This is a genomic window from Marinicella sediminis (assembly GCF_002000055.1).
In the GTDB taxonomy this organism is placed as follows: Bacteria; Pseudomonadota; Gammaproteobacteria; order Xanthomonadales; family Marinicellaceae; genus Marinicella; species Marinicella sediminis.
In genome coordinates this window covers 212678-236267 of sequence record NZ_MVBD01000005.1, presented here as the reverse complement: position 1 = coordinate 236267, position 23590 = coordinate 212678, and the positions used below count along the sequence as shown (strand labels likewise).

Here is a 23590-nt window from a genome sequence, read left to right as displayed (position 1 = left end):
TCAAAGATAATGTCAATCCTGTCATCAGGACAGGCATTTTACCAGCCTCAGACAACAGCTGCGAGACAAATAGACTATGAAACCCGTTAAATACCGCCACATCATCGCCAGTGCATTGCTGGAAGACATCCAGACTGGAGACCTGACCAGCGAAGCCATTTTCGATACCCAGCAACTCTGCGAAGCCAAGCTGATCGCTAAACAGGACGGTGTCATTGCCGGACTTGAAGTGTTCAGGGAGAGCTTTCTGTTGTTTGACTCCAACGTCGAAGTCACACTGAACCACAATGATGGCGATCACTGCAAGAACCGCGATGTCATTGCCCGCATCAAAGGCCGGGTGTTATCGGTGTTAGGCGCCGAACGGGTGGCGTTGAATTTATTACAGCGGATGAGTGGCATAGCCACCCTGACCAATCAGTTTGTGCAATTGGCACAAGGTAAATGCAAAATCCTCGACACCCGCAAAACAGCACCCAATCTGAGGGTATTGGACAAATGGGCAGTAGAACTGGGCGGAGGCATGAATCACCGTCATGGCTTGTACGACATGGCCATGCTCAAGGAAAACCACATCAAAGCCGCAGGTGGCATCACCCAGGCGGTAGATAAACTGCTGGCCTATGACAATCACCAACGTCCCATCGAAGTCGAGGTCACTAACCTCGATGAATTACGTGAAGCCCTGCAATGTCCGGTCGACCGGATCATGCTGGATAACATGGACAATACAACCATGGCTGAAGCCGTTAAAATCACTGCCGGCAAAATTGACCTGGAAGCTTCCGGTAATGTCAACCTGGACACCATTGAAGGCATCTCGCTGACCGGTGTGGATTATGTTTCAATTGGCGCCCTGACTCACTCAGTGAAAGCCATGGACTACAGCTTACTGGTGGTATAAACCATGCAACAGACTAACCCCGACATCAAAATCGCCATGGCACAGCTGAACGTCAAAGTGGGCGATTTAAGCGGCAATCAACAGTTGATTCTGGACGCCATTTTGCACGCCAGAAATGAACAAGTCGACCTGTTGGTGCTCACTGAATTGTCAATTTGTGGCTACCCACCTGAGGATCTGCTGTTTCACCAGCAATTTTTGGATGACTGTTATGCCTCAGTGAAAACCATTGCCGAAGCCACTGATGGCATCGCCGTGGTGCTGGGCTTCCCCCGCAATCACCCCAATGAGCCGGAACTACTGCATAATTCGGCTGCGCTGATTCAAAACGGCGAGATCAAAATGATCTACGATAAACACAAACTGCCTAACTACCTGGTGTTTGATGAAAAACGCTACTTCACACCTGGGTCGCATGATGGCATCGCCAGCATTACCCTCAATCAACAAACACTGAAGCTGGGCATCACCATTTGCGAGGACATCTGGTACGAAGCTGAACCAGTTGCCCATCAAGCCAATCAAGGGGTCGATTTGCTGATTAACATTTCAGCCTCACCCTATGCTGCCGACAAAATCAACAGCCGAATTGCCATGCTGCAACGGCGTGCCAAAACATTTGAGACTCCACTGGTGTACTGTAACCTGGTGGGTGGCCAGGATGAATTGATCTTTGATGGCACCAGTTGTGCCATCGATGCCTGTGGTCAACTGCATGCCCTGGCTCCCTCCTTTGAAGCGGCACTGACCATATTTAACTTTTCAGAGCCTGCTGCAGACATTCAGGATACGGCATCTCCCCATGCAGAATTGTATGCTGCCCTGGTGAGTTGTACCCGCGATTATTTTCAGAAAAATGGTTTTAAAAAAGCCGTGCTGGGCTTGTCTGGTGGCATTGACTCGGCGCTCACTGCGGTGATTGCGGCTGATGCGATTGGTGCCAAAAATGTGACCGGCGTATTGATGCCCTCTAAATATTCATCAGATCACTCAGTCACTGATGCACAACTGCTGGCAGACACCCTGGGCATCCACAGTCATGTGGTACCGATCAAACCGATGCACCAATCGTTTCATGAGTTTTTGGAGCCCTTATTCAATGCGCATTATGATGATTATTTTCACCGGCAAACCGATGAAAACATCCAGGCCCGTATCCGTGGTGTGTTGTTAATGGCCTTCTCCAACAATTCCAATGCCATCTTGTTGTGTACCAGTAACAAAAGCGAAACCGCAGTTGGCTACACCACTTTATATGGTGACATGGCCGGTGGATTTGCGCCGATCAAAGATTTGTTCAAGTTACAGGTATACGCCTTAAGTGAATACCGCAATAACATCGATCCGGCCGGACCGGTGATACCACAAAACACCATCACCAAACCGCCCTCAGCTGAACTCCGTCCAGATCAGAAAGATTCTGACTCTCTACCAGAGTACGACGTGCTTGATGGCATTCTCAAGTCCTATTTACATCAGCACAAGGACGCTGAACAAATTGCCCGGTCACTGCAAGCTGATCTGGCTGAAGTGATCCGGGTGCTCACTCTGGTTGATCGCAATGAATACAAACGCCAGCAAGGTGCCCCAGGTCCCCGGGTCACACAAATGGCTTTTGGTAAAGACCGGCGCATGCCAATCACCAATGGTTTTCGGCATCGCTCAGCGCGTTCTGAATGAATCCTCAATCACAATACACACTGATTTTTGGCTTAACCGCCGATCCCCCGCACGCCGGACATGAACAAGTGGTGATCAACAGTTACCAATGGGCAAAGGATCATGGCCTCGGAATTGAACGATTTGTCCTGGTGCCCACATATCAACCCAACCTGATTGCCGGCAAGCAACAGCCGGGAACCGCGTTTACACATCGCCTAACAATGTGCCAATTACTTGCTGAGCACATCAGCAATGAACATCAGTTTCGAGCCGAAGTGTCTGATGTTGAGAAACATTTATTCAAGGAAACAGGCACCAAAAGTTTTTCCGTTGACACCCTCCGGCGGGTTGCCGCAAAACGCCGGCTATTTGTACTCAGTGCCGATCACTTTGGCGGCCGCTGGCCTAAATTCAGAAAATGGCACCAATGGCACAATCTGGTCAGAGAAAACGGCTTGCTGATTCACCAGCGCCCGGGCCATTCCATCAACAACAGTTTCATCAAACAGCTGCAAGAAATCAATTCAAGTGTGTTTGTGGTGAGCGGAAAACCTGCGGTTAACGTATCGTCCACCCATTTACGCCAAATTCTGAGCCGCGGGAAACTGCCAGCTGCATCCCTGATTAATCCAGGTGTCCTTGATTACGTCATCACGCATGCCCTTTATCAGCGCCGGTGACATCCGTCACGCAATGACCAAGCAACCCATTTTCTGTCTTTCATTGCTGCTTTTACCTGACACAACAGCGCCATTGAATTACCGCTGACACAACAACTGTTTTTTCACATTGTACTGCCATGACCAAAGATAAAATCATTGACTGGTGATATGATGCAATGGCTTTAACCGGCATCTGAACCAGTGAAAAAAACCACAATCAAAAAGTGGTTTTCATTAATGTACTTATGGGAGTAAGCATGAAAAAATCAATATTGACCCTCTGTGCAGCTGCTTTTATCAACAGCAGTTTTGCCAGTGAAAACACTGAAATTCGCAGTGGCATTTTGTATGAACCTCAATCACAAAGTATTGTAACCATGTTGCCTGATGGTGGCATTGCAGCAGTGAACACACAAGATGGCACCTACAAGTGGATATCATCAGCCTCAGATAAACCATTGGGTATTGTTGACGGGTTGCTCATCAGTCAACAACAATCCACTCAATCTGCTGTCATGTCATTGGTATATCATGATCTGAACAGTGGTGACAGCCTGAATAACATCCAACTCACACTACCTGATCAGGTAAAAGCAACTGTCGTAGATGGCGCTTCACACCGGTTTAACGTACAACAACTGAATGAAAACACACCCCATCAGTTGCAATGGACATTTTCCGGAGGCACTGCGCAGGGCATTGCACCGGTCAAAGATTTGACTCAATCCCGAAACCAGGAATTGAACGATTCATTGTCCGGAACAATTGATCTGGATACCAAAAACCGCACAGCCACCATAAGCAACCGTACTTTCCAGGTCGTCAATACCACAGCCCGTATTGAACAAGCCGTGATGACTGGCATCGAAGGGCGTCAATTCCTTTCACAGGACGAATCCCACGTCCTGATCAGTAACCGCATCCCCAGTGATCAAAAAGTAAGCTATCAGTGGCGAATATTTGATCGCACAGGTCAGTTACTGTCCAGCCTGGAATCCCCTCACTCATATGCTCCATTTGTGATCTCAGGGAGCCAGTTGTTGTTGCTTGAACCAGCAACCGGTCAATTGGTCAACGGCGAATTGGTCAGGAATGCGCCACTTTTGAAAGCCGTCAACCTGGGCACTGGTAAAGAGAGCTGGTCTATCAAAGTCCGACCCATCGCTTACTTTGGCCCATTACCTGTTTAATCGTCTTCACAACCTATTAGGAGCACATCATGTACTTATCAAAAAAACACATCTGTTCAATGGTTGTCCTGGCGATGCTTGGCACAACCACCCCCGGTTTTTCTCAAAACCTCAATGCAGAGGGCCCGGCGCCATTTGAACAAGGCCAGTCTGAAGCCCTGAACCCCAATCAGGTGGGTGCGGTCAATGCCATTGCTGCCCACCCCACAGACCCTGACATCCTTTATATCGGCACAGTCAACGGTGGCGTATGGAAAACCACCAATGCCACGGACAACAGCTCAAACCCAAACTGGACAGCACTGACAGATGACCAGCAGTCACTGTCAATACAGGCACTGGAGTTTGACCCCACTGACCAAAGCAACCAAACACTGGTGGCCGGAATTGGCCGGGTCAGCAGCTTCGCCCGCCTCGGTGGCGACCGCACCGGAATGTTGCGAACCACAGATGGTGGCAGCACCTGGGCCACATTGACCTCTTTAACTGGCAGCAACATTTCCGGCGTGGCTCCCAGGGGCAGTGTCATAGTGGCATCAGCCGACTCTGATGATTTCGGCAGTTCGTGTGCGGGTACCGGCATCTTTCGTTCAACTGACACCGGAGCCACGTTCACGCAAGTGACCAATGGCATCAGTGGCGGCCTGGTCGACGCCCTGGCTTCAGATCCAAGCGATCCAAGTACCCTTTATGCCAGTTTGCAAGGTGATGTCAGTGGATGTTCAAACGATGTGGGCATTTTTAAAAGTACAGACACCGGTGTCAGCTGGACTAAAATCAGTGATGCGGCCATTGATGCCTTGTTTGTTAACAACTCTGGTTTGCACGTCGAAATCGCGGTTGGTAATAACGACAATGTCTTCGTTGGGATCGCCCTGGGGCGATTGACCGGGGTATTTTACTCGGCCAATGGCGGTAACAGTTTCACCTCCATGGAATTGCCAGGCACCTTCGAGCCGAATGACTTTTTTGGCATTCACCCCGGTGGTCAAGCCAGTATTCACATGTCAATGACGGTGGACCCCAATGTGGATCATGTGGTCTATGTGGGCGGAGACCGCCAACCAGCCAGCAACAATGATGGCAGCACCGGCCCATTTGCTTTTCCAAATTCATTGGGCGCCAATACCTTCAGTGGTCGCTTATTCAGGGGGGATGCCACCGCCCTGGCAGGCAACCAGTGGACTTCTTTGACCCATTCAGGAACGGCCAACAACACGGCCCCACATGCTGATTCCAGAGACATGATGTTCGCGGCCAATGGGCTGCTGATCGAGGGTGATGATGGCGGCGTTTATGTCAGAACATCTGCCATCGATGACACCGGAGACTGGTCTTCTCTGAATGGAGACTTGCAAAACACCGAAGTCCATTCTGCAGATTACGATGACAATGCCGACATCCTTGGTGGTGGCACCCAGGACAACTCGCAAGGCAGTCAACTTGTTACTGCATTCCCGCAATGGGATGTCCTGCTGGGTGGTGATGGTGGAGACTTTGATGTGGATACCCAGTCCCTGGCTGGTAATGACCAATCCATTCGATACACCAGCGCACAAAACCTGGGTGGATTTTTAAGGCTGGTTTACAATCAGAATAATTCCCTGGACTCATTTTCCTTCCCACCTCTGACTGTGACCAGTGGTAACGTCAACAAGTCACCACAGTTTGTGACCCCGGTAGACATCAACAGTGAAAACCCTGACCGCATCATTTTTGGTTACGCCAACAGTGTTTATGAGTCTTTTGATCAGGGCAATACCCTCATTGAATTATCACCTTCCGGCATCACTGCTTTTGGCTTTGGTTTCGGTTCCATTGCAGCAGGCGCCCCTGGCAATGAAGAACAACTTTACATTGCCGCTGACAGCGATTTGTTCAGAAGAACAACTGCGGGTGGAAATCTGACTTCAGTGTTTTCGTCAGCCAACCGGATTTTCAATGTCTCACAAAGTCAATCTGATGCCAGCAAAGCCGTGTTGGTCGAATGGTTTGGCGGGGTTCATATCACCAGTGACAGCGGAGACAACTGGACAGATGTCACTGGTAACCTGAACAGCTTTAATCCGGGCAGACTCAATGCAGTGGAATATGCGTCTAATTTGTATGTGCAAACAGACCTGATCATTGTAGGGGCAGATCGTGGGGTTTTTGTCGCCAGTGAATCAACCGGATTCACTGACTGGGAGCCGTTGAATGTCAGTCTGCCGAATTCTCCGGTGTTTGGCCTGAATTATGATCATGATATCAATGAACTGTTCATCAACACCCTGGGGCGAGGCACATTTTCATACGAGCCTCTGTTTACCATCATAGATCTGATTTTCGAGGACGGCTTTGACATCAGCGATTAAGTTCAACGATGGAGAGCTGATGATCAGCTCGACCCGCCGACTTGGTTAGGCAGATCATGCAGATATGGCGGTTTGACGAAGTCAAGAAGCCATAATGGAATGATCGATAAGCCGTGAGCGATAGTGAATCAGAGCGTCGAGCGCTTGATCACACGACATGATCGCCGAGGCCTCGGGCTCTGTTCCAGACGAGACCCTGACTCCTCCATCCGTAGAGTCGGCTTTCACTTTTGTCAGGAACAAAAGTGAATGAAGTCCCAAGGTCATTCCTATAAGTTCAGCTAGACCTGGACGGAAAAGCACCCGTTCTGTGTTTGAAAAAACAGCCAATTCGTCAGTGATTGGCTGTTTCCATTCATTGCACTTCGCTCAGACAAGAGCGGTAATGGTGATATCTGCTTATCAATTGACCAGAAATGAGATATACTGATGTGATGCATAGACACCCGGCATCCTCAACTGCTTTGCTGCCACTGCTCATGCTGATTCTTCTGCTGACAGCCTGTGGTGCACCTTCCCGCTATGTGCTGAAAACCCAACACACCGAACAGGACCTTTACCAGGATGATTTGTTTGGCAAACCGGAAAAAATCCTTTCACTGGATGAGGTGTTTTACCTGACAGCAGAACAAAAAGAACGGTTTTTGAAAGCCTATCACAGTGTTGAATACCGCGATTTATCTGACAGCCACCGGATATATAAGTACCTCAAAAATCAACTACAGTACTTTAATTTCTATTCAGAAACCTTGACGGCAACGGAAGCCATGGAGCAAAACGCCGGGAATTGCCTGTCGCTGGCCATACTGACACGAGCGCTCACCAAGTTAACTTCAGCAGGCATCAGTTTTGAGCTGGCCCGCACTCCGTCAATCTTTCAACGTGAAGGAGACCTGGAGCTCAGTTCTCAACACATCCGCACGGTGGTATTCAATAAAAACACCCGCAATACCAAACAATTCATCAGACCCAATATGAAAGTGCGGATTGACTACTTCTCCACCGCCGGATCACGCACCCTCAGAACAGTCAATAAAAAAGAATTCTATTCCATGTTTTACAGCAATCGGGCCGCCGAAGCGCTGATCAGGGGTGAGAATAACCTGGCTTACTGGCACATCAAAGAAGCACTGGAAATACAAGACGATAACCTGGTGGCCATCAACATGCTTGGCGTGCTTTATCAGCGTATTGACCAGCAAGTATTGGCCGAAAGAGCATACAGGTATGGTCTATCCCTGGGCTTTGATCAGTTGGAACTGCTGACCAATTACCACAACTACCTGACACAGAATAACCGCGTTGAGGATGCCGCTGTGATTGCCAGAGAACTGGAGAACTATGATGACCCCAATCCATTTAAATGGCTGGATTTGGCCAACAAAGAACTGAGCAAAAATAATTACCGGCAAGCCATTCGCTTGTATGAAAAAGCAGCAGAAAAAGCCCCTTATCTTCACCAGCCGTATGCGGGACTGGCAAAAGCAAATTTTTATCTGGGCCGGACCAATGAAGCCATCACAGCCATCCAGCAAGCCCTGGAAAATGCCCACACCCGACAAACCACCTCGTTGTATCAGGCAAAATACGAATACTTCAAAAATCATCAGAACACCAACTAACCCACACTTGAGTTCTTTGCTAGAATGTCTGCCAGTCATTCATCACAACAGATCGTCCCATGCAACACATTTTATGCACCCATCATTCACAGGTAGAGAAACAACTGACTGGTGAAGGTTTCATTCGCACCACTGAAGACATCTTCGACTTGCAACACATTTGGATTGGCCCCCGATCACTGCTTGAAGAAGATGAGAAATTCAAACAAATCATTCCATACATCGTGCTTTCTTTTCAAGGCAAACTGGCAGTCTACCAACGCACCAAGAAAGGCGGTGAAAACCGCTTGCACCAGATGAATTCCATTGGCTTTGGTGGACACATTGATGCCTTCGATCTGGCGTATGATGAGCATGGAATCATTTTACTGAATCAAACCATTGCCAACTCTGCAGAGAGAGAAATCGGTGAAGAGTTGAACTTATCCGGCATCAGCAACAAACAAAAGCTGGGCTACATCGTTGACAACAGCAATCCAGTTGGTCGGGTACACATTGGCGTGGTGGAACAATGGGAGCTGTCAGACCCACACATTCAGAGCAATGAAGAGGAAATTCACTTATTGGGATTGCTGAGCGCTGATGAAATCAATCATTTACCAGATGAACTGGAAAACTGGAGTGGCCACATTGTGGCTGGCTTGAGCCAGGAATGATGCCACCTTGAACTCAACCAGCCAACATGTCAAGCCTGCCTACATAGCTGGCGTCCGGTATTTTTCAAACCAGGCCAGGATGCTGACAACCTTGGCCACAAGATTACTGGGCCGGGCGGCAATACCATGACTGGCTCCAGGTATCCTGACCATGGCTGATGGCACCTGTTGCAGCTTAAGGGCTGCATAATACTGTTCTGTCTCGGCCATGGGTGTGCGGTGGTCCTCTTCACCTGTCAACAGCATGGTGGGTGTGGTGACATTACCCACATAACTCAACGGCGAACGCTTCAGGTAATGTTCAGGAGCCTCCCATGGTTTTTCTGGAAACCAGTATTTATAAAAGAACCCCGGGTTATCAGCATACAACACAAAACTGATCCAATTGATCACTGGTTTGGCTACCACAGCGGCTTTGAACCGGTCGGTGTGACCAATAATCCAGGCGGTGAGCACCCCTCCGCCACTGCCTCCGGTGACAAACAACTGATCCTCATCAACAAAACCCCTGGCAATGGCCGCATTAACACCTGACATCAGGTCATGGTAGTCATGATTGGGATAGTCATGATGGATCAGATTGGCAAACTCCTGACCATAACCGGTGCTGCCACGTGGGTTCGCATACAACACCACATACCCAGCGGCAGCAAATAATTGGACTTCTGCAGAAAACACAGAACCATAACTGGCAAAAGGACCACCATGAATTTCCAGAATCATTGGGTATTTTTTATTCGCATCAAAATCAGGCGGGGTCACCAGCCATCCTTGAATGTTACGTTGATCAATGTCAGACTGCCACCACAGCTCCTGAACCTGGGCGGTCTGCTTGTGATTCAACAAATCAGCATTGACAGATGTCAGTTGTGTGGTCTTTCCTGATTTCCAAACAGCCAGGTCAGCCGGGTGATCCGGACCACCGAGGGTGTAAGCCACCCGCCCATCATCTGCCACTGAAAAAGCGGCTGCATTGTATGGCCGTCCAAGCGACAATCCACCCAATGCACCGGTGAGGACCTGATATGAACCGCTGAGTTTCATGCGAGCCAGTTTGCCATCTCCCTGATCGGTGTATTGCACATAAAATCCTTTAGAGTCATTGGCCCATTGATAAGATTGAATGGAACGATCCAATTGCCCGGATACCAACCTTGAATCAGTGCCGTCTGTATTCATGACGTACAATTTTCTGACTGTGTGGCCCTGATAAGTATCATCAAAACCAAGGTATGCCAGTTGCCGGCCATTGGGTGAAAGACTGATGGCCGCATCTGGGCCAAAACGATTGGTCAGTGGCTTGATGGATAAGTCATCCAATTGCAAGGCATAAACCTCTGAATTCAACGGTTCAAACTCATGGTTTTCATGCAGATTAGCCACAAAATAAATGGATTTTTGATCAGCTGACCAAACCGGAGACTGATGATCATGATCACTGTGAGTCAATTGTCTTGGTGTGCCACCGGAAACCGGAAGTGTGAAAATCTGACGATGGCCGGGCTGCAAAAAACCACGTCCGTCTGCCCGGTAGTTCATGTCATTGATGTACACAGGTGGTTTATTCCAGATGGCACCTTCCGGTTTGGCAGGCATTTTAATCAGTGAGTTTTGGCTACCGGGCACAAACTGGGTAAACACCAGTTGTTGGTCATCTTTTGACCAACTGACATTGGCAGGTGGGTTGACTGTGTTGGTCAGCGCCAAGGTTTGCCGGGTATCCAGCCACATGAGGTACAACTTAACTTTGTTGTCATGCTGGTTGGAAAGATAGACTATTTTCGTTCCGTCATTAGACCACTGAGCAGCGTAATCGCTGTGGTTGCCTGTGGTCAATGGACGATTGTTCTTCCCATCTGCATCCACCAACCAGAGATTGGAGTGGTTTTTATCGGTCATGATGTCTTTAAAGTGACGGGAATAAAGCACCTGCTTTCCGTCTGGTGATATCTGTGGGTCAGCGATGTACTCCAGATTGAACACGTCCAAAAGCTGCAGATGATGATCGTCTGCTGATGCCACAGAATGATTGCCAAGAATCAGGAAAAACACCCAACAAGGCCATTGAATTGACTTCGACATGATTGCTCCAATAAAAAAAACAGTTCAAGAGTATAAAGCATGTGCGTATGGGACTGCATCAAAACCGGTGCCACATCAATGAACGGCCCTTTTTTACGTTTACTTACACCGCGTTAAGTTAAGCTAAAGGGTCGATTCAAAAACAGGGGAAAATAATGATCAGAAATGCATTTTTCATGGCTTTGGTATGTTGTGGGTGTTCATTTGCGGCATGGGGACAACTGACTTATGACCAGAACATCACACCAGATACCATATATGGTTCCGGAAACAGCAATGGGGAGTTCACTGTTTCTAGATTCAATGGCATTGAATTGGGACTGCGGGCAAAGGTGCCATTCAGCGGCTTAATCAACTCTTCGGGAGATGGACGTTACCATTATTCCCTGCCCCAAACCGATCATGACAACAACCCCGCGACTGCCAATCGCTGGAATTTTGATTGGACAATCAACACCGACTTTGACAGCAGCAATGGCAGCGAGCTGGATGAATACACCTATGAGTTGGGACTGGACGCCGACCCGGGTCCGGGGGTAGATTATCTTATCTTTGATCCAGTGACGCCCACAGCACAAACGCCATTCTATGATCACAGCATTGGCAACAATGGAACAGCCAATGGCGAAGGCATCGAAGCCACCGATGAAGCCAGTTACTTGAACTTGTTGACCACCCAAAATGTGTTACAACAATCCTGGCGATACTCATTTTTCCCATTCGCACCACTGGACACTTATGACCCCGATCAACCTGGCCAATACAGTGTTTACCTGGAAATCAAAAACACCATGGGCCTGACCCTGGCCCGCACTGAAATCGAAGTGATGATTGGTGGCCCCACTTTTGATGATCTGGTAACACCGGAAGTGATTTTTGGCACAGGCAACAGCAATGGTAACTTCACAATCAAAAGAGTGACTGGCATTGAGTTGGGTCTGCGGGCGAAAATACCCTTTTCCGGCACCATCAACTCGACTGGTGACGGCCGGTACCTGTACACCCTGGATGAAACCAATCATGACAACAACCCAGGTACCGACAACCGCTGGAATTTTGACTGGACCATCAACACAGATTTTGACAACAGCAACGGTTCTAAACTCAGCGCATACACCTATGAACTGGGTATGGATGCAGACCCAACTGCGGCCACAGACTACCTTGTTTTCGATCCGGTCACACCGAGCATGCAGGCACCCTTCTTTGACCACAGCATCGGTGATAACACCACATTAAATGGCGGCGGAAATGAAGCAACTGATGCCACAGAATACCTGAATTTACTGGACAACAATAATGTTTTGCAACAGTCCTGGCGATATGCCTTTTTCCCTCTGGCACCCTTGGATGGTTACAATCCGAATAGCCCTGGGACATACAATGTTTACCTCGCCATCAAAGACCTCAACGGTGTAGAAATAGCCCGCAATGAAATTGTCGTAAACATCATCAGCACCAGCTATGATGACAATGTCACTCCCGAGGTCATTTTTGGCACAGGCAACAGCAACGGATTGTTCACAATTAATCGCAACAACGGATTGGAACTGGGCTTACGTGCGAAAATTCCATTCTCCGGACAGATCAATTCAGCTGGCGACGGCCGTTATTTTTACAGCCTGGAAGACACTGATCACGACAACAATCCTGGCACCGATAACCGCTGGAATTTTGACTGGACAGTGAACACAGATTTTGACAACAGCAATGGATCTGAACTTAACCAATACACTTATGAAATGGGGATGGATGCTGACCCGGGGCCAGGTACCGATTATTTGATCTTTGACCCGGTTACACCGAGTGCCCAGGCACCGTTTTTTGATCACAGTATTGGTGATAACAACACTGGCAACGGTCAAGGCACTGAGGCCACGAATGAAGTCGAATACCTGAATTTACTGGCCACCGGCAACGTATTGCAACAGTCCTGGCGATACGCCTTCTTTCCGACTTCGCCACTGGATGGCTATGATCCCAATGTCCCTGGCACCTACCAGGTGTACCTCGCCATCAAGGATCAACAGGGTAACACCCTGGTCAGGACAGAAATTGTCGTGATCATCGGCCAAACCTATGATGACCTGGTGACACCAGACATCATCTTTGGATCAGGTAACGTCAATGAGCTGTTCGCCATCAGCAGAAATGATTCTGTCGAAGTTGGATTGCGGGCCAAGATTCCGTTTATTGGCACCACCAATTCCAATGGTGATGGCACCTACAGTTATTCTTTGGCTGAAACCGATCATGACAACGATCCTGGTACTGACAACCGCTGGAATTTTGATTGGACAGTTAATACGGACTACAATGGCCAGAGTAATCAAAACATCACGGCCTACACTTATGAACTGGGCATGGACAGTGATCCCGGTCCAGGCACTGATTTTGTGACTTTCGATCCAATCACACCATCGGCTCAGGCACCTTTCTTTGATCATGCCATAGGAGACAACAACACCGGTAACGGTGGCGGAACGGTTGGTGATGCCGGAACATACCCTGGGCTGATCGCGAATAACAATGTGGCGCAAAATTCCTGGCGTTATGCATTTTTTAATGGCATTCCTCCACTGGATCAGTATGACCCAGATGTGCCCGGTAATTACGTGGTTTACCTGGCGGTCAAAGACGGTGAAGAAGTGCTGGCCAGGACGGATATTCAGGTCTTGATAGGTGGCGCGAAGGAGAACACCATTCCGGTTGCCACGCCAGACCAATACTCCATTCCTGAAGATCAGTTGTTGGTGGTTGATGCATTCAGTGGATTGTTGATCAATGACATCGATGCCGACCTTGATACCCTGAGATTAACCACCCCGGAAACAATCACCATGAATGGCATGGGTGGCGAACTCATGTTGGCTGGTGACGGCAGTTTTGTTTACCTGCCCCCGACCGATTTAAATGGCACAGATGACCACAATTATCAAGTCACTGATGGTGTCAATGTGGTGCCTTCAAGCCTGCAAATTACTGTCACACCCGTCAATGATGCGCCAGACTTTTCGATACTTGGTGATGTGTTGTACACCGACCTGGATGGGAACACGCCGGTTTTTCGTGCCATTGAAAACTACACCTATGATTATGTGTTTGGCCCCGCAGATGAGGCCTCACAACAAGTATTGACTTTTAACAGCCAGATTGTGGCCGATCCTGATGGGGTCTTAAACCAGGTGATTGCCAACACTGATGGATTCCTGATCTTGGAGCTGAGTCAGAACCTGGGCATTGCTCTGGTTGAAATCAGCATGCAGGATGATGGTGGGACCACCGACGGCGGTGAAGACACTTCAGCCACTCAAATGTTTTCTGTGGCCAATCTGGATATTATTTTCCGCAATGGTTTTGAAGCCAGTCAGGTTGTCGGATTAAATGAATACCTCAACCGCCTGAGTTTTTATGATCCTGTCAATCCAAACCGCTCAGTCAGACTCAATGGACCCACTTTTGACGCGGCCAGTGGTCGCATCAGATTCCTGGGCATGACACTCAGGTTAAATCCAGAGTCCAGCAAATCTGTCACTCAGGAATACATCCGACAATGGCTGAAGGCAGTGTTAACGTTTCGGGGGCACTCACTGGCTATGAATTGGCAGTAAAAATCACCGGCTCCGGGGCGTTGGACAGGCCAGCGCCCCTTTAATCTGAGTATTATTCCCCGTAGTCAGCAGCTTGATTGTGTTTCGCTAAGTACTGTCCGCTAACATAGCCGGCATAAACCACCAGAAACCATATCCAGGTAGAAAAATAGGTGGTTTTGTTCATCCAGTAAACCGGCCAGGTGATGGCAGTGATGAAGTTCATCAGGGAATTGATGAAAAACTGTACCACATCCCCTACACCCAAAGCGGCTATGGTGGACATGATGGTTTCTTCACTGGTTAAAAAATCATAAACCTCACGGCTTTCGACCACCACATAGGTCAAAACCGCAATCACACCATAAAAACCACCACCAAACTCCATCCATTTACCCATCAGAATCTGGTGCCAGGACCAGGGTTGCTTTTTGAGGTCCTGCCTGGCTGCTTTGATGGCTTTTTTGTCCTTTTGCTCCATGGCATGTCTCATCTGCTCATGTTGCTGCTTCAGCATCAGGTAAAACATCAGATAGCTGGCTGCAGCGGTGGCCAGAAACGCCAGAATCAGGTAAAAATAAGCGTGCAACAAGTCTGTTTCCATCGAAAAAGACTGATTGTAGCATTGACTCGCCTTCAGTCACCCAGGCTCATTCTTTAAATCCTTCTATTTTTTTATAAATCACCAGTGAATAGATCAACGGAATCACCCCAGCTGCCACCAGCAAGCCGATCATCCAGCCAAAAGGCCATTGCAAAAATCCGCCCAAGATCACCAAAAGACCGGCAATGAAAAACGTCCATGATCCCAGCCGATGGGTCTTATACCAAACTTCATCAGAGGCAAGGGTCCAGGGCGTTTTGATACCTATGAAGAAATTTTTTGGGACCTTACTCAGGTAATTTCCAAGAATTAAAAACAAGGCTCCTATGCCAACCATCATCCATTGATTCATATCCACCTGGTCATTGAGACCTGCTTCAAAAGTCAATACCATGACGCCCAGCATAAACAAAGCAATGATTAACACCAGCAACTCATACACTGAACGGGCATTGTCCAGCTTGAATCCTTTGGGGGCAATCATCGGCAAAATCCACAGCAAAATACTCATACCGGTGGAAAGCAATGGCATAAAAAACACCCCCCATGGCTTGGCCATATAACCATCAACTTCACCATGTATGTTCCAGTGGCTGGGCACCTGCTCTGGTAATCCAGGCTCGTACACAAAAGCCACTAACCAGGTGACAAGCACCACTGCAACCACTGCAAACAGGGTTTTACGGTCTTTTTTCTCAGTCATTTTGTCCTCGCTTAAACATTTCATTAAACATCAGCAACAACTCTTCTACCACACTCAGGTTCAAGGTATAAATTCGTTTTTGCCCTTCCCTTCTGACCCTAACCAGATCAGCCTGTTTGAGCACATTCAGGTGATGCGACAAAGTCGCTCCACTGAAATCAAAGTGCGTTTTAATTTCAGCCACCGATTGCTCTTTGTGTTTCAGGATCTGTAATATTTTTCGTCGTTGAACATCTGCCAAAGCCTGAAACATGGATTCATGATGGGGTTGTTCATGCATTTATTTAGATTATCATCTAATTATCTATTTGTCAATTTTGTTATCATTATGACCCGTTTCTTTAGGTCAATGAGATGCAGGATTTTTACAGTGAATACCTGAGTTTATTTATCGCCCTGATCATCGCTGGTGTGGCCATCAAACAGGCTTTGCAACAACCGGATGGCAAACAGTATGAAATCAATGGCCGGTTCTTCTCCAGACAAAAGATCCACGCCGCAGGGATGTTGCTGTTACTGGGCGTGGTACTCCAACTGGTATCTGATACCGTTGAAATGCTGAATGGCAAGCAATTGTTGCTGGATGAAAAAATCATGGCCGCATATGCCGTTGCCATTCTGACAATGGTCTTCAGAAAATAACTTAGCCTTTAGTCGTATAAACCAAAGGCTAATAGTCAGTCACCTGTCCTTTTGCATAACATGACATCATCGTTTATCTGGAGGATGTTATGAAATTCAATAAAAAACTGTTGGCTGTGGCCGTATCTACCGCTCTGTTCAGTGGTGGCGCCCTGGCTGAAGACAGCAAGTACCAGCAGCTGGAAGCCAAAATTGCTTCATTGGAAGCCATGCTGATGGAACTGAAGAAGGAGGTGGCTGACAAACCAGACAGCGCTCCGGCTGCCAAATCCACCGCCAAAGAGGACAGCAAAAGCGCAGAACAACATAATTATTCTTTTGGCGGATTTGTCAAAGCCACTGCCTCTTTTTCTGCCTACAGCGATGGTGATCTGGCCAGTGGTTCAGCCGGCAGGGACTTTTACATTCCTGGCACCATACCAGTGGGTGGTGAAGGCGAAAGCACAGATTTTGATTTGGGCGCCAAAGAATCCAGAATCAATTTCAAAAGCAGTCATGTGCTGGCCAATGGTGATAAATTAGGCACGTTCATAGAAATGGATTTCCTGCTCCCACCAAGTGGTAATGAACGGGTGAGTAATTCCTATCAACCACGTATGAGACATGCTTTCCTGACCTACAATAATTGGTTGTTTGGCCAAACCTGGAGTACCTTTCAGGATGTCGGCGCCCTGCCTGAATCAGCAGATTTTCTGGCTGCATCAGATGGCATTGTGTTTGAAAGACAAGCCATGGTTCGATACACCAATGGTCCCTGGCAACTGGCCCTGGAAAACCCTGAATCAACCATCACCCCGTTTGGCGGTGGTGGCCGCATCGTTTCAGACGACAATGGCATGCCTGATCTGGTGGCTAAATACACCCACAAAGCCGATTGGGGCCATGTGGCTGTGGCCGGATTGGTCAGAAGCCTGGAATACGATGTGGTAGGCAATAACGAAAGTGAAACCTCATTTGGCTTAAGCCTGACCGGCAAATTCAATATTGGCGATAAAGATGACTTGAAATTCAATCTGGCTTCGGGATCTGGCATGGGTCGTTACGTTGGTTTGAACACAGCCAACGGTGCAGTGATTACCGACAATGGTTCGCTGGACGCCATTGACTCTACAGCTGTGGCAGTGGCTTACCGCCATCACTGGAATGACAAACTGCGCTCCAGCTTCATCCTCTCCCGCATAGACATTGATAACAACCGGGATTACACCGGATTGGGTGTGACCAAATCTTCACAAAGCGCACAGCTCAACCTGATGTATTCACCAGCCAGTAAAATCACCTTAGGTATTGGTTTTCTGCACGGTAAACGGGAATTGGAAAATGGCACTGATGGTGAGTTAAACCGGCTGATTTTCAGTGCCAAATATGCATTCTGATACAGGTTTTAGCTGATCACCAGTCAAGAGGCTCATTATTGAGCCTCTTTTTGCACTTAAAATTGACATAAAATAACCAGATGAACAGACATTTAAAAATTGCATTTTTCATGGCCCCGGTATTGGCATTGTTGTCTTATGCCATCACTGGCTTACTGGTTACGCCTGAACAAACTGAGCGCGGAAAAGGCCGTTTACTGGTTATTGGCTCCTGCCAGCCCACAGAAAATGCCTGCCTGATGACCCACGGTCAGTTTGAACTTAAATTACTCAGTGCTGACAAGCAACAACAGCAGCAACTGGCCTTCATCAGCAACCAACCCATCAACGATCTGAGTGTGGCACTTGGCAGTGACCAGACGTTCCGACAATTCCCATTGATGAAAAGCGATGATGGAAAATATTGGCAAATCAAGCTTTCTCCAGAGGACCAGTTGAAGTCATTTAACCAACTCAGACTGGCCTTTAATCTGTCTGGCGACGCCCTTTATACTGAGACTGCTGTGAGGTTCTGATGGAAATTGAACAACTGGAAATTCATGATTTCTTACTGCTTTGCCACCCACTTAATCAATTATCCTCTGATGAATTAAAAGAACTGGCTGAAAACATAGAAATCACTTATTTCTCCAGAAACCAAACGGTTCTGGAACCAGGTCAGCACAACGAATGGCTGTACCTGATCAGGTCTGGCGCGGTGACCCGCACTGACCACAATGACGGTCTGGTTGCCCAGTTTGGCCAAAAAGATTTTTTCGGACACCGCGCCATTGAGCGTGGTGGCATCATCAAAAACCGGGTCAGCACAATTGAAGACAGTTTGTTTTACCTGATTCCCAAAGCCCGATACCGCAAATTGATGGAGAACAACCAAGCCTTCAATCAGTATTTCAGTCAACAAAAGCATGAGCGCCTGAAAAGCGCCTTGCAGTTACTCAGGAGCCCACCTGAAAACAGCCTGATTAAATCCAAAGCCGCTGACTTCATGCACCAGGAAGTGCTGACATTACAACAGCAAGACAGCATCGCCGATGCGGCATTGCAAATGAAGAACAGCCATCAAACCGCGGCGCTGGTGATCGATGAAACCGGTATCAAAGGCATTGTCACAGACCGGCTGTTTTGCACCAAAGTGGTGGCCATGGGTCTGGACACCCAACAACCGATTGCCAGCGTAATGACACCAGAGCCGATCAGCATTGATCGACGGCACAGCGGTCTGGAGGCCATGCTGCTGATGACCCGGATGAACATCAGGCATTTACCAGTGGTTGAAGACGGACAACTGCTTGGAATGGTCACAGCAACTGACCTGATGCATCACCAAAGTCATAACCCCATATACCTGGTTAACCAAATTCATAAGAGTCAATCACTGTCACAATTACCACAACTCAGCCAGCAATTACCAGTGGTTCTGACCAAACAAGTGGATGCAGGCCTGAATGCCAGCGACATTGCATATTCCATCAGTTCCATCGGCCGCGCCTTTGCCAGCAAAGTGATTGAATTGTGCGTCCGGGAACTGGGGCCAGCACCGGTACCATTTGCCTACATGGTGGCCGGTTCACTGGCCCGCAATGACCAGACTGCTCATTCAGATCAGGACAATGGTCTGTTGCTGTCTGATCAGTTCGATGCCAGTCTGCACGGTGAATACTTTGCCCAGTTAAGTGAACAGGTCAGTGAACACCTGAACCGCTGCGGCTATGTGTTCTGCCCTGGTGATGTGATGGCCAGCAACCCCAAATGGCGTCAGCCACTGGCTCAGTGGCAACACTATTTTGACGGCTGGATCAATTCACCCGAGCCCAAAGCCCTGATGTACTCCAGCATTTTCTTTGATTTGCGTTGTGTTTATGGTGATCAATCCTTGTTTGACCAGCTCCAGCAGCACATCAGAGAACTGACCCGTAACAACCGGTTATTCCTGGCCTTTATGGCTGCCAATGCCCAACAAAATAAACCGCCATTGGGTCTGTTTCGCCGGTTTGTACTTGAACAACATGGTGCGGAACACAAAACCCTGGACATCAAAAAACGCGGCATCATGCCCTGCACTGACATTGCCAGGGTTTTTGCCCTGGATGCCGGTACCGAGGTCATTAACACTTTGGAACGCATCAAACGGGCCAGTGAATCCGGCGTCATTTCAAATGAAGCAGCCGTAGACTTGCGTGACAGTTTTGAATTGCTGAGCCTGATCAGGCTGCAACACCAGGTCAGAAACATCAAACGCGGTCAGGAGGCCAACAATTACATCAATCCTGATGAACTGTCATCCCTGGAACGCCGACACCTCAAAGATGCTTTTGAACTGATCAGAACGTATCAGGATGTGGTGACTCAGAAGTACAACCAGGGGCAATTGGGCTGAACAGGTGTTTTTTTTCAGGGACAAACAACAACAGTTGCTCAACCGGGCCTTGAAGAACCGCCCCAGTGGTCAACTGAAGAATTATCTGATGACCCCTTTACCTGACCCGCAACAACCGATCAGTAAAACACAGTTCCTGGTACTTGACTTTGAAACCACTGGACTGAATGCCCAATCCGATCACATCATCAGCATGGGCTACACTCACATCAGTGACATGCGCATTCAATTAAAAAACAGTCTGCATCAGTTGATCAGTACCGATAAAAAACTGACCAGCGAGAGCGTCAGCATTCACCAGATCACCGATGATCAGTTACAACAAGGCATGGCTGTCGAAGAAATGATGAACGTGTTGTTACAACAAATGGCCGGCAAGGTTATCATTGCCCATCACCAGGCCATTGAATACCAGTTCATCCAACACCTCAGTCACAATCTGTATGGACACCACCTGCCTATGCGCATGGCCGACACGTTGAAAATTGAACAGCATCGCCTGCAACGTCTTAACCTACCCATCAGTGTCAATCAATTGAGGCTGTTTAACTTGCGCACCAGTTACCATTTACCACGCTACCATGCCCACAATGCCCTGGAGGACGCCGTGGCCACTGCTGAGTTATTCCTGGCACAAATCAGCCATCGACAGGCCAATGGATTCCCGCTAAAATTAAAGCACATACTGAGCTGAAAAACATTCAGCCAGCAAACCAAAAGCGGGGCATCCAATGAACAAAGACTTGAAAATTGCAGCAGCGGTAATTGCTGTCATCATTCTGATCGGCATCAGTGAGAATCAATCCAGACAATTACCGGTCAGTCCGGGAAAATCAATGATGGCCAATAACTCATCCAAACCGGCTGCAAAAAAAGCGGAACAATCAACCCAGAACTGTCATCACAATGGCATTGAATTGAAAGGTAAGGTTCAGTTTGTAGACTCCTTTCCTGATTTGAAAATCAAATATGTCAGTTCATTCGGTGACATCGATGTACAGTTCGTTTCATCCTTTCCCGATGACTGTGGCCAATGGCAGGAAGTCACTTCATTTCCAGACTTCACAGTGCAGGTGGTGGACTCGTTCCCGGACATTGAAGTTAGAAAGGTCAGTTCATTTCCCGGGATGAATTAAATACCTGCATCTAAGACCAATGTCTAATGTGTCCCGCACAGAATCGGTGGCATAGTGAGCAACAAATCAACGCAGAGAATAGCCATGAAAACAAGATATCCAGTGAATCCTGATTTCCGCAATGACGCCTTATGTGACAACGATCAATACTTGAAAATGTATCAGCAAAGCATTGATAATAATGAAGATTTTTGGCGAGAACAAGGCAAAAGACTGGACTGGTTCAAACCCTATTCTGAAGTCAAAGATGTGTCTTTTTCCAGGGATGATTTACACATCCGCTGGTATGCCGATGGTGAGCTGAATGTTTGTCATAACTGTGTTGACCGGCATTTACCAGACAAAGCCGATCAAACCGCCATCATTTGGGAAGGCGATGATCCGGCATCAGCAAAGCACATCAGCTATGCCCAATTACATGAAGAAGTTTGTCGATTTGCCAATACCCTGAAAAAACTGGGTGTAGAGAAAGGTGACCGGGTGACCTTATATATGCCAATGATTCCTGAAGCAGCATATGCCATGTTGGCTTGTGCCAGGATTGGCGCCATTCATTCAGTCGTCTTCGGCGGGTTTTCCCCTGATGCTTTGGGTGATCGGATCATTAATTGCAAATCCAAGCTGGTCATCACAGCTGACCGCGGTGTTCGAGGCAACAAAGCCATTCCCTTGAAAGCCAATGTCGACAAAGCAACTGAGAAACCAGGTGTCAAAGATTATCTGCAATCCGTCTTGGTGATCAAAACCTCAGATCAGGTCATTGACTGGCAAGAGCATGATCACTGGTACCATGAGCTCAGCAGCTCGGTTTCAGCTGATTGCCCGGCTGAACCCATGAATGCTGAAGACCCCTTGTTCATCCTCTATACCTCAGGCTCAACAGGACAGCCAAAAGGGGTGTTGCATACCTCAGGGGGGTACCTGGTTTACGCATCCATGACGCATGAATATGTATTTGACATACATGCAGATGATGTTTATTGGTGCACGGCTGATGTCGGCTGGATCACTGGTCACAGCTATGTGGTCTATGGACCATTGGCCAACGGCGCCACCACTTTGATGTTCGAAGGGGTGCCCAACTATCCGGACCACAGCCGGTTCTGGCAAATCTGTGACAAACACCAGGTGAATGTGTGTTACACCGCACCTACGGCCATCCGGGCGCTGATGAAAGAAGGAGACGCCCCTGTTCATTCAACCTCCAGGTCATCACTGAGGGTACTCGGTTCTGTGGGTGAACCGATCAACCCGGAAGCCTGGAAATGGTATTATGAAGTGGTGGGAGATGAACGTTGTCCCATCGTAGACACCTGGTGGCAAACTGAAACCGGCGGCATCATGATCACACCATTACCCGGAGCCACTGACCTCAAACCAGGCTCAGCCACCCGGCCATTTTTTGGTATAAAACCTGCCTTGCTGGACAACGACGGTCATGAACTGACCGGCGAAGGCGCAGGTAATCTGGTCATCACCGATTCCTGGCCAGGTCAGATGCGCACTGTTTTTGGCGACCATGAACGCTTTTACCAAACCTATTTTTCAGCTTTTGATGATGTTTACACCACCGGTGATGGAGCCAGAAGGGATGAAGACGGGTATTACTGGATCACCGGGCGAACCGATGATGTACTCAATGTCTCAGGGCATCGCATGGGTACCGCTGAAGTGGAAAGTGCCCTGGTAGCCCATGAGGCTGTGGCCGAAGCCGCGGTGGTTGGTTACCCACATGACATCAAAGGACAAGGCATCTATGCCTACGTCACGCTGGTCAACGGCTTCAGTGAAAGCAATGACTTACTGGCAGAACTGACGCAATGGGTAAGAAAAGAAATTGGTCCCATTGCCACCCCGGATAAAATACAATGGGCCCCTGGGTTACCCAAAACCCGATCTGGTAAAATCATGCGCCGCATCTTGCGCAAAATTGCCGCCAATGAGCATGATCACCTTGGAGACACATCAACCCTGGCTGAGCCCGAAGTGGTGACTCACCTGATCAATAATCGGCTGAACTCTTAATCACC

19 protein-coding genes are annotated in these 23590 nt (G+C 48.3%); 15 read left to right on the top strand and 4 right to left on the bottom strand.

Annotated features, from left to right (window positions below; all coding sequences use genetic code 11):
- Positions 1 to 76: 76 nt before the first annotated feature.
- The 7 genes from nadC (at position 77) to B0475_RS08935 (ending at position 9050) form a co-directional block, all read left to right on the top strand.
- Positions 77 to 904, top strand: a complete 828-nt coding sequence (nadC, locus tag B0475_RS08965; RefSeq protein WP_077411469.1) for a carboxylating nicotinate-nucleotide diphosphorylase — start codon at positions 77 to 79, stop codon at positions 902 to 904.
- A 3-nt stretch (positions 905 to 907) separates the two neighbouring features.
- A complete protein-coding gene (locus B0475_RS08960) occupies positions 908 to 2584 on the top strand; it encodes an NAD+ synthase (protein ID WP_077411468.1) in 1677 nt (558 codons plus the stop codon).
- Complete coding sequence (locus tag B0475_RS08955) at positions 2581 to 3246, top strand: nicotinate-nicotinamide nucleotide adenylyltransferase (RefSeq protein WP_077411467.1); 666 nt, start codon at positions 2581 to 2583, stop codon at positions 3244 to 3246. The genes B0475_RS08960 and B0475_RS08955 overlap by 4 nt, the downstream gene beginning before the upstream one ends.
- 239 nt (positions 3247 to 3485) lie before the next feature.
- Positions 3486 to 4418, top strand: coding sequence for a hypothetical protein (locus B0475_RS08950; RefSeq protein ID WP_077411466.1), 933 nt, complete (start codon positions 3486 to 3488; stop codon positions 4416 to 4418).
- 29 nt (positions 4419 to 4447) lie between these two features.
- Positions 4448 to 6772 (top strand): beta propeller repeat protein, encoded by a 2325-nt coding sequence (locus B0475_RS08945; RefSeq protein WP_077411465.1) that lies wholly within the window; start codon positions 4448 to 4450, stop codon positions 6770 to 6772.
- A 416-nt stretch (positions 6773 to 7188) separates the two neighbouring features.
- Positions 7189 to 8394 (top strand): tetratricopeptide repeat protein, encoded by a 1206-nt coding sequence (locus B0475_RS08940; RefSeq protein ID WP_077411464.1) that lies wholly within the window; start codon positions 7189 to 7191, stop codon positions 8392 to 8394.
- Positions 8395 to 8453: 59 nt separating this feature from the next.
- Positions 8454 to 9050, top strand: coding sequence for a hypothetical protein (locus B0475_RS08935; RefSeq protein ID WP_077411463.1), 597 nt, complete (start codon positions 8454 to 8456; stop codon positions 9048 to 9050).
- Positions 9051 to 9089: 39 nt separating this feature from the next.
- Here the strand turns inward: B0475_RS08935 and B0475_RS08930 are convergent, their stop codons facing one another.
- Positions 9090 to 11132 carry a S9 family peptidase gene (locus B0475_RS08930; RefSeq protein WP_077411462.1) on the bottom strand — a complete coding sequence of 681 codons (2043 nt, stop codon included), beginning with the start codon at positions 11130 to 11132 and terminating at the stop codon, positions 9090 to 9092.
- Positions 11133 to 11287: 155 nt separating this feature from the next.
- On the opposite strand from B0475_RS08930, the gene B0475_RS08925 reads away from it, so the two are divergent.
- Positions 11288 to 14743: a cadherin-like domain-containing protein gene (locus B0475_RS08925; protein WP_077411461.1), complete on the top strand. Its 3456-nt coding sequence runs from the start codon at positions 11288 to 11290 to the stop codon at positions 14741 to 14743.
- A gap of 52 nt (positions 14744 to 14795) precedes the next feature.
- Here B0475_RS08925 and B0475_RS08920 read toward each other — a convergent pair whose 3' ends face one another.
- Genes B0475_RS08920 through B0475_RS08910 form a run of 3 tightly spaced genes read right to left on the bottom strand, consistent with a single transcriptional unit; the run spans position 14796 to position 16309 of the window.
- Positions 14796 to 15326: a hypothetical protein gene (locus B0475_RS08920; RefSeq protein WP_077411460.1), complete on the bottom strand. Its 531-nt coding sequence runs from the start codon at positions 15324 to 15326 to the stop codon at positions 14796 to 14798.
- A gap of 46 nt (positions 15327 to 15372) precedes the next feature.
- Complete coding sequence (locus tag B0475_RS08915) at positions 15373 to 16029, bottom strand: SdpI family protein (protein ID WP_198538180.1); 657 nt, start codon at positions 16027 to 16029, stop codon at positions 15373 to 15375.
- Positions 16022 to 16309, bottom strand: coding sequence for a metalloregulator ArsR/SmtB family transcription factor (locus B0475_RS08910; protein WP_109862369.1), 288 nt, complete (start codon positions 16307 to 16309; stop codon positions 16022 to 16024). The genes B0475_RS08915 and B0475_RS08910 overlap by 8 nt, the downstream gene beginning before the upstream one ends.
- A 74-nt stretch (positions 16310 to 16383) precedes the next feature.
- Here B0475_RS08910 and B0475_RS08905 point away from each other — a divergent pair, with 74 nt between their 5' ends.
- The 7 genes from B0475_RS08905 to acs all read left to right on the top strand — a co-directional run bounded on the left by B0475_RS08905 (position 16384) and on the right by acs (position 23585).
- Positions 16384 to 16671, top strand: coding sequence for a hypothetical protein (locus B0475_RS08905; RefSeq protein WP_077411458.1), 288 nt, complete (start codon positions 16384 to 16386; stop codon positions 16669 to 16671).
- 89 nt (positions 16672 to 16760) lie between these two features.
- On the top strand, positions 16761 to 18047 hold the full coding sequence (locus tag B0475_RS08900) for a DcaP family trimeric outer membrane transporter (protein WP_109862368.1): 1287 nt from the start codon (positions 16761 to 16763) through the stop codon (positions 18045 to 18047).
- Between the two features lie 80 nt (positions 18048 to 18127).
- Positions 18128 to 18562: a hypothetical protein gene (locus B0475_RS08895; protein WP_077411457.1), complete on the top strand. Its 435-nt coding sequence runs from the start codon at positions 18128 to 18130 to the stop codon at positions 18560 to 18562.
- Positions 18562 to 20424: a putative nucleotidyltransferase substrate binding domain-containing protein gene (locus B0475_RS08890; protein ID WP_077411456.1), complete on the top strand. Its 1863-nt coding sequence runs from the start codon at positions 18562 to 18564 to the stop codon at positions 20422 to 20424. The genes B0475_RS08895 and B0475_RS08890 overlap by 1 nt, the downstream gene beginning before the upstream one ends.
- Positions 20425 to 20428: 4 nt before the next feature.
- Positions 20429 to 21118 (top strand): exonuclease domain-containing protein, encoded by a 690-nt coding sequence (locus tag B0475_RS08885; protein ID WP_077411455.1) that lies wholly within the window; start codon positions 20429 to 20431, stop codon positions 21116 to 21118.
- Positions 21119 to 21155: 37 nt separating this feature from the next.
- Positions 21156 to 21560: a hypothetical protein gene (locus B0475_RS08880; RefSeq protein ID WP_198538179.1), complete on the top strand. Its 405-nt coding sequence runs from the start codon at positions 21156 to 21158 to the stop codon at positions 21558 to 21560.
- Positions 21561 to 21644: 84 nt separating this feature from the next.
- Positions 21645 to 23585, top strand: coding sequence for an acetate--CoA ligase (acs, locus tag B0475_RS08875; protein WP_077411454.1), 1941 nt, complete (start codon positions 21645 to 21647; stop codon positions 23583 to 23585).
- The last annotated feature ends 5 nt before the right edge of the window (positions 23586 to 23590 follow it).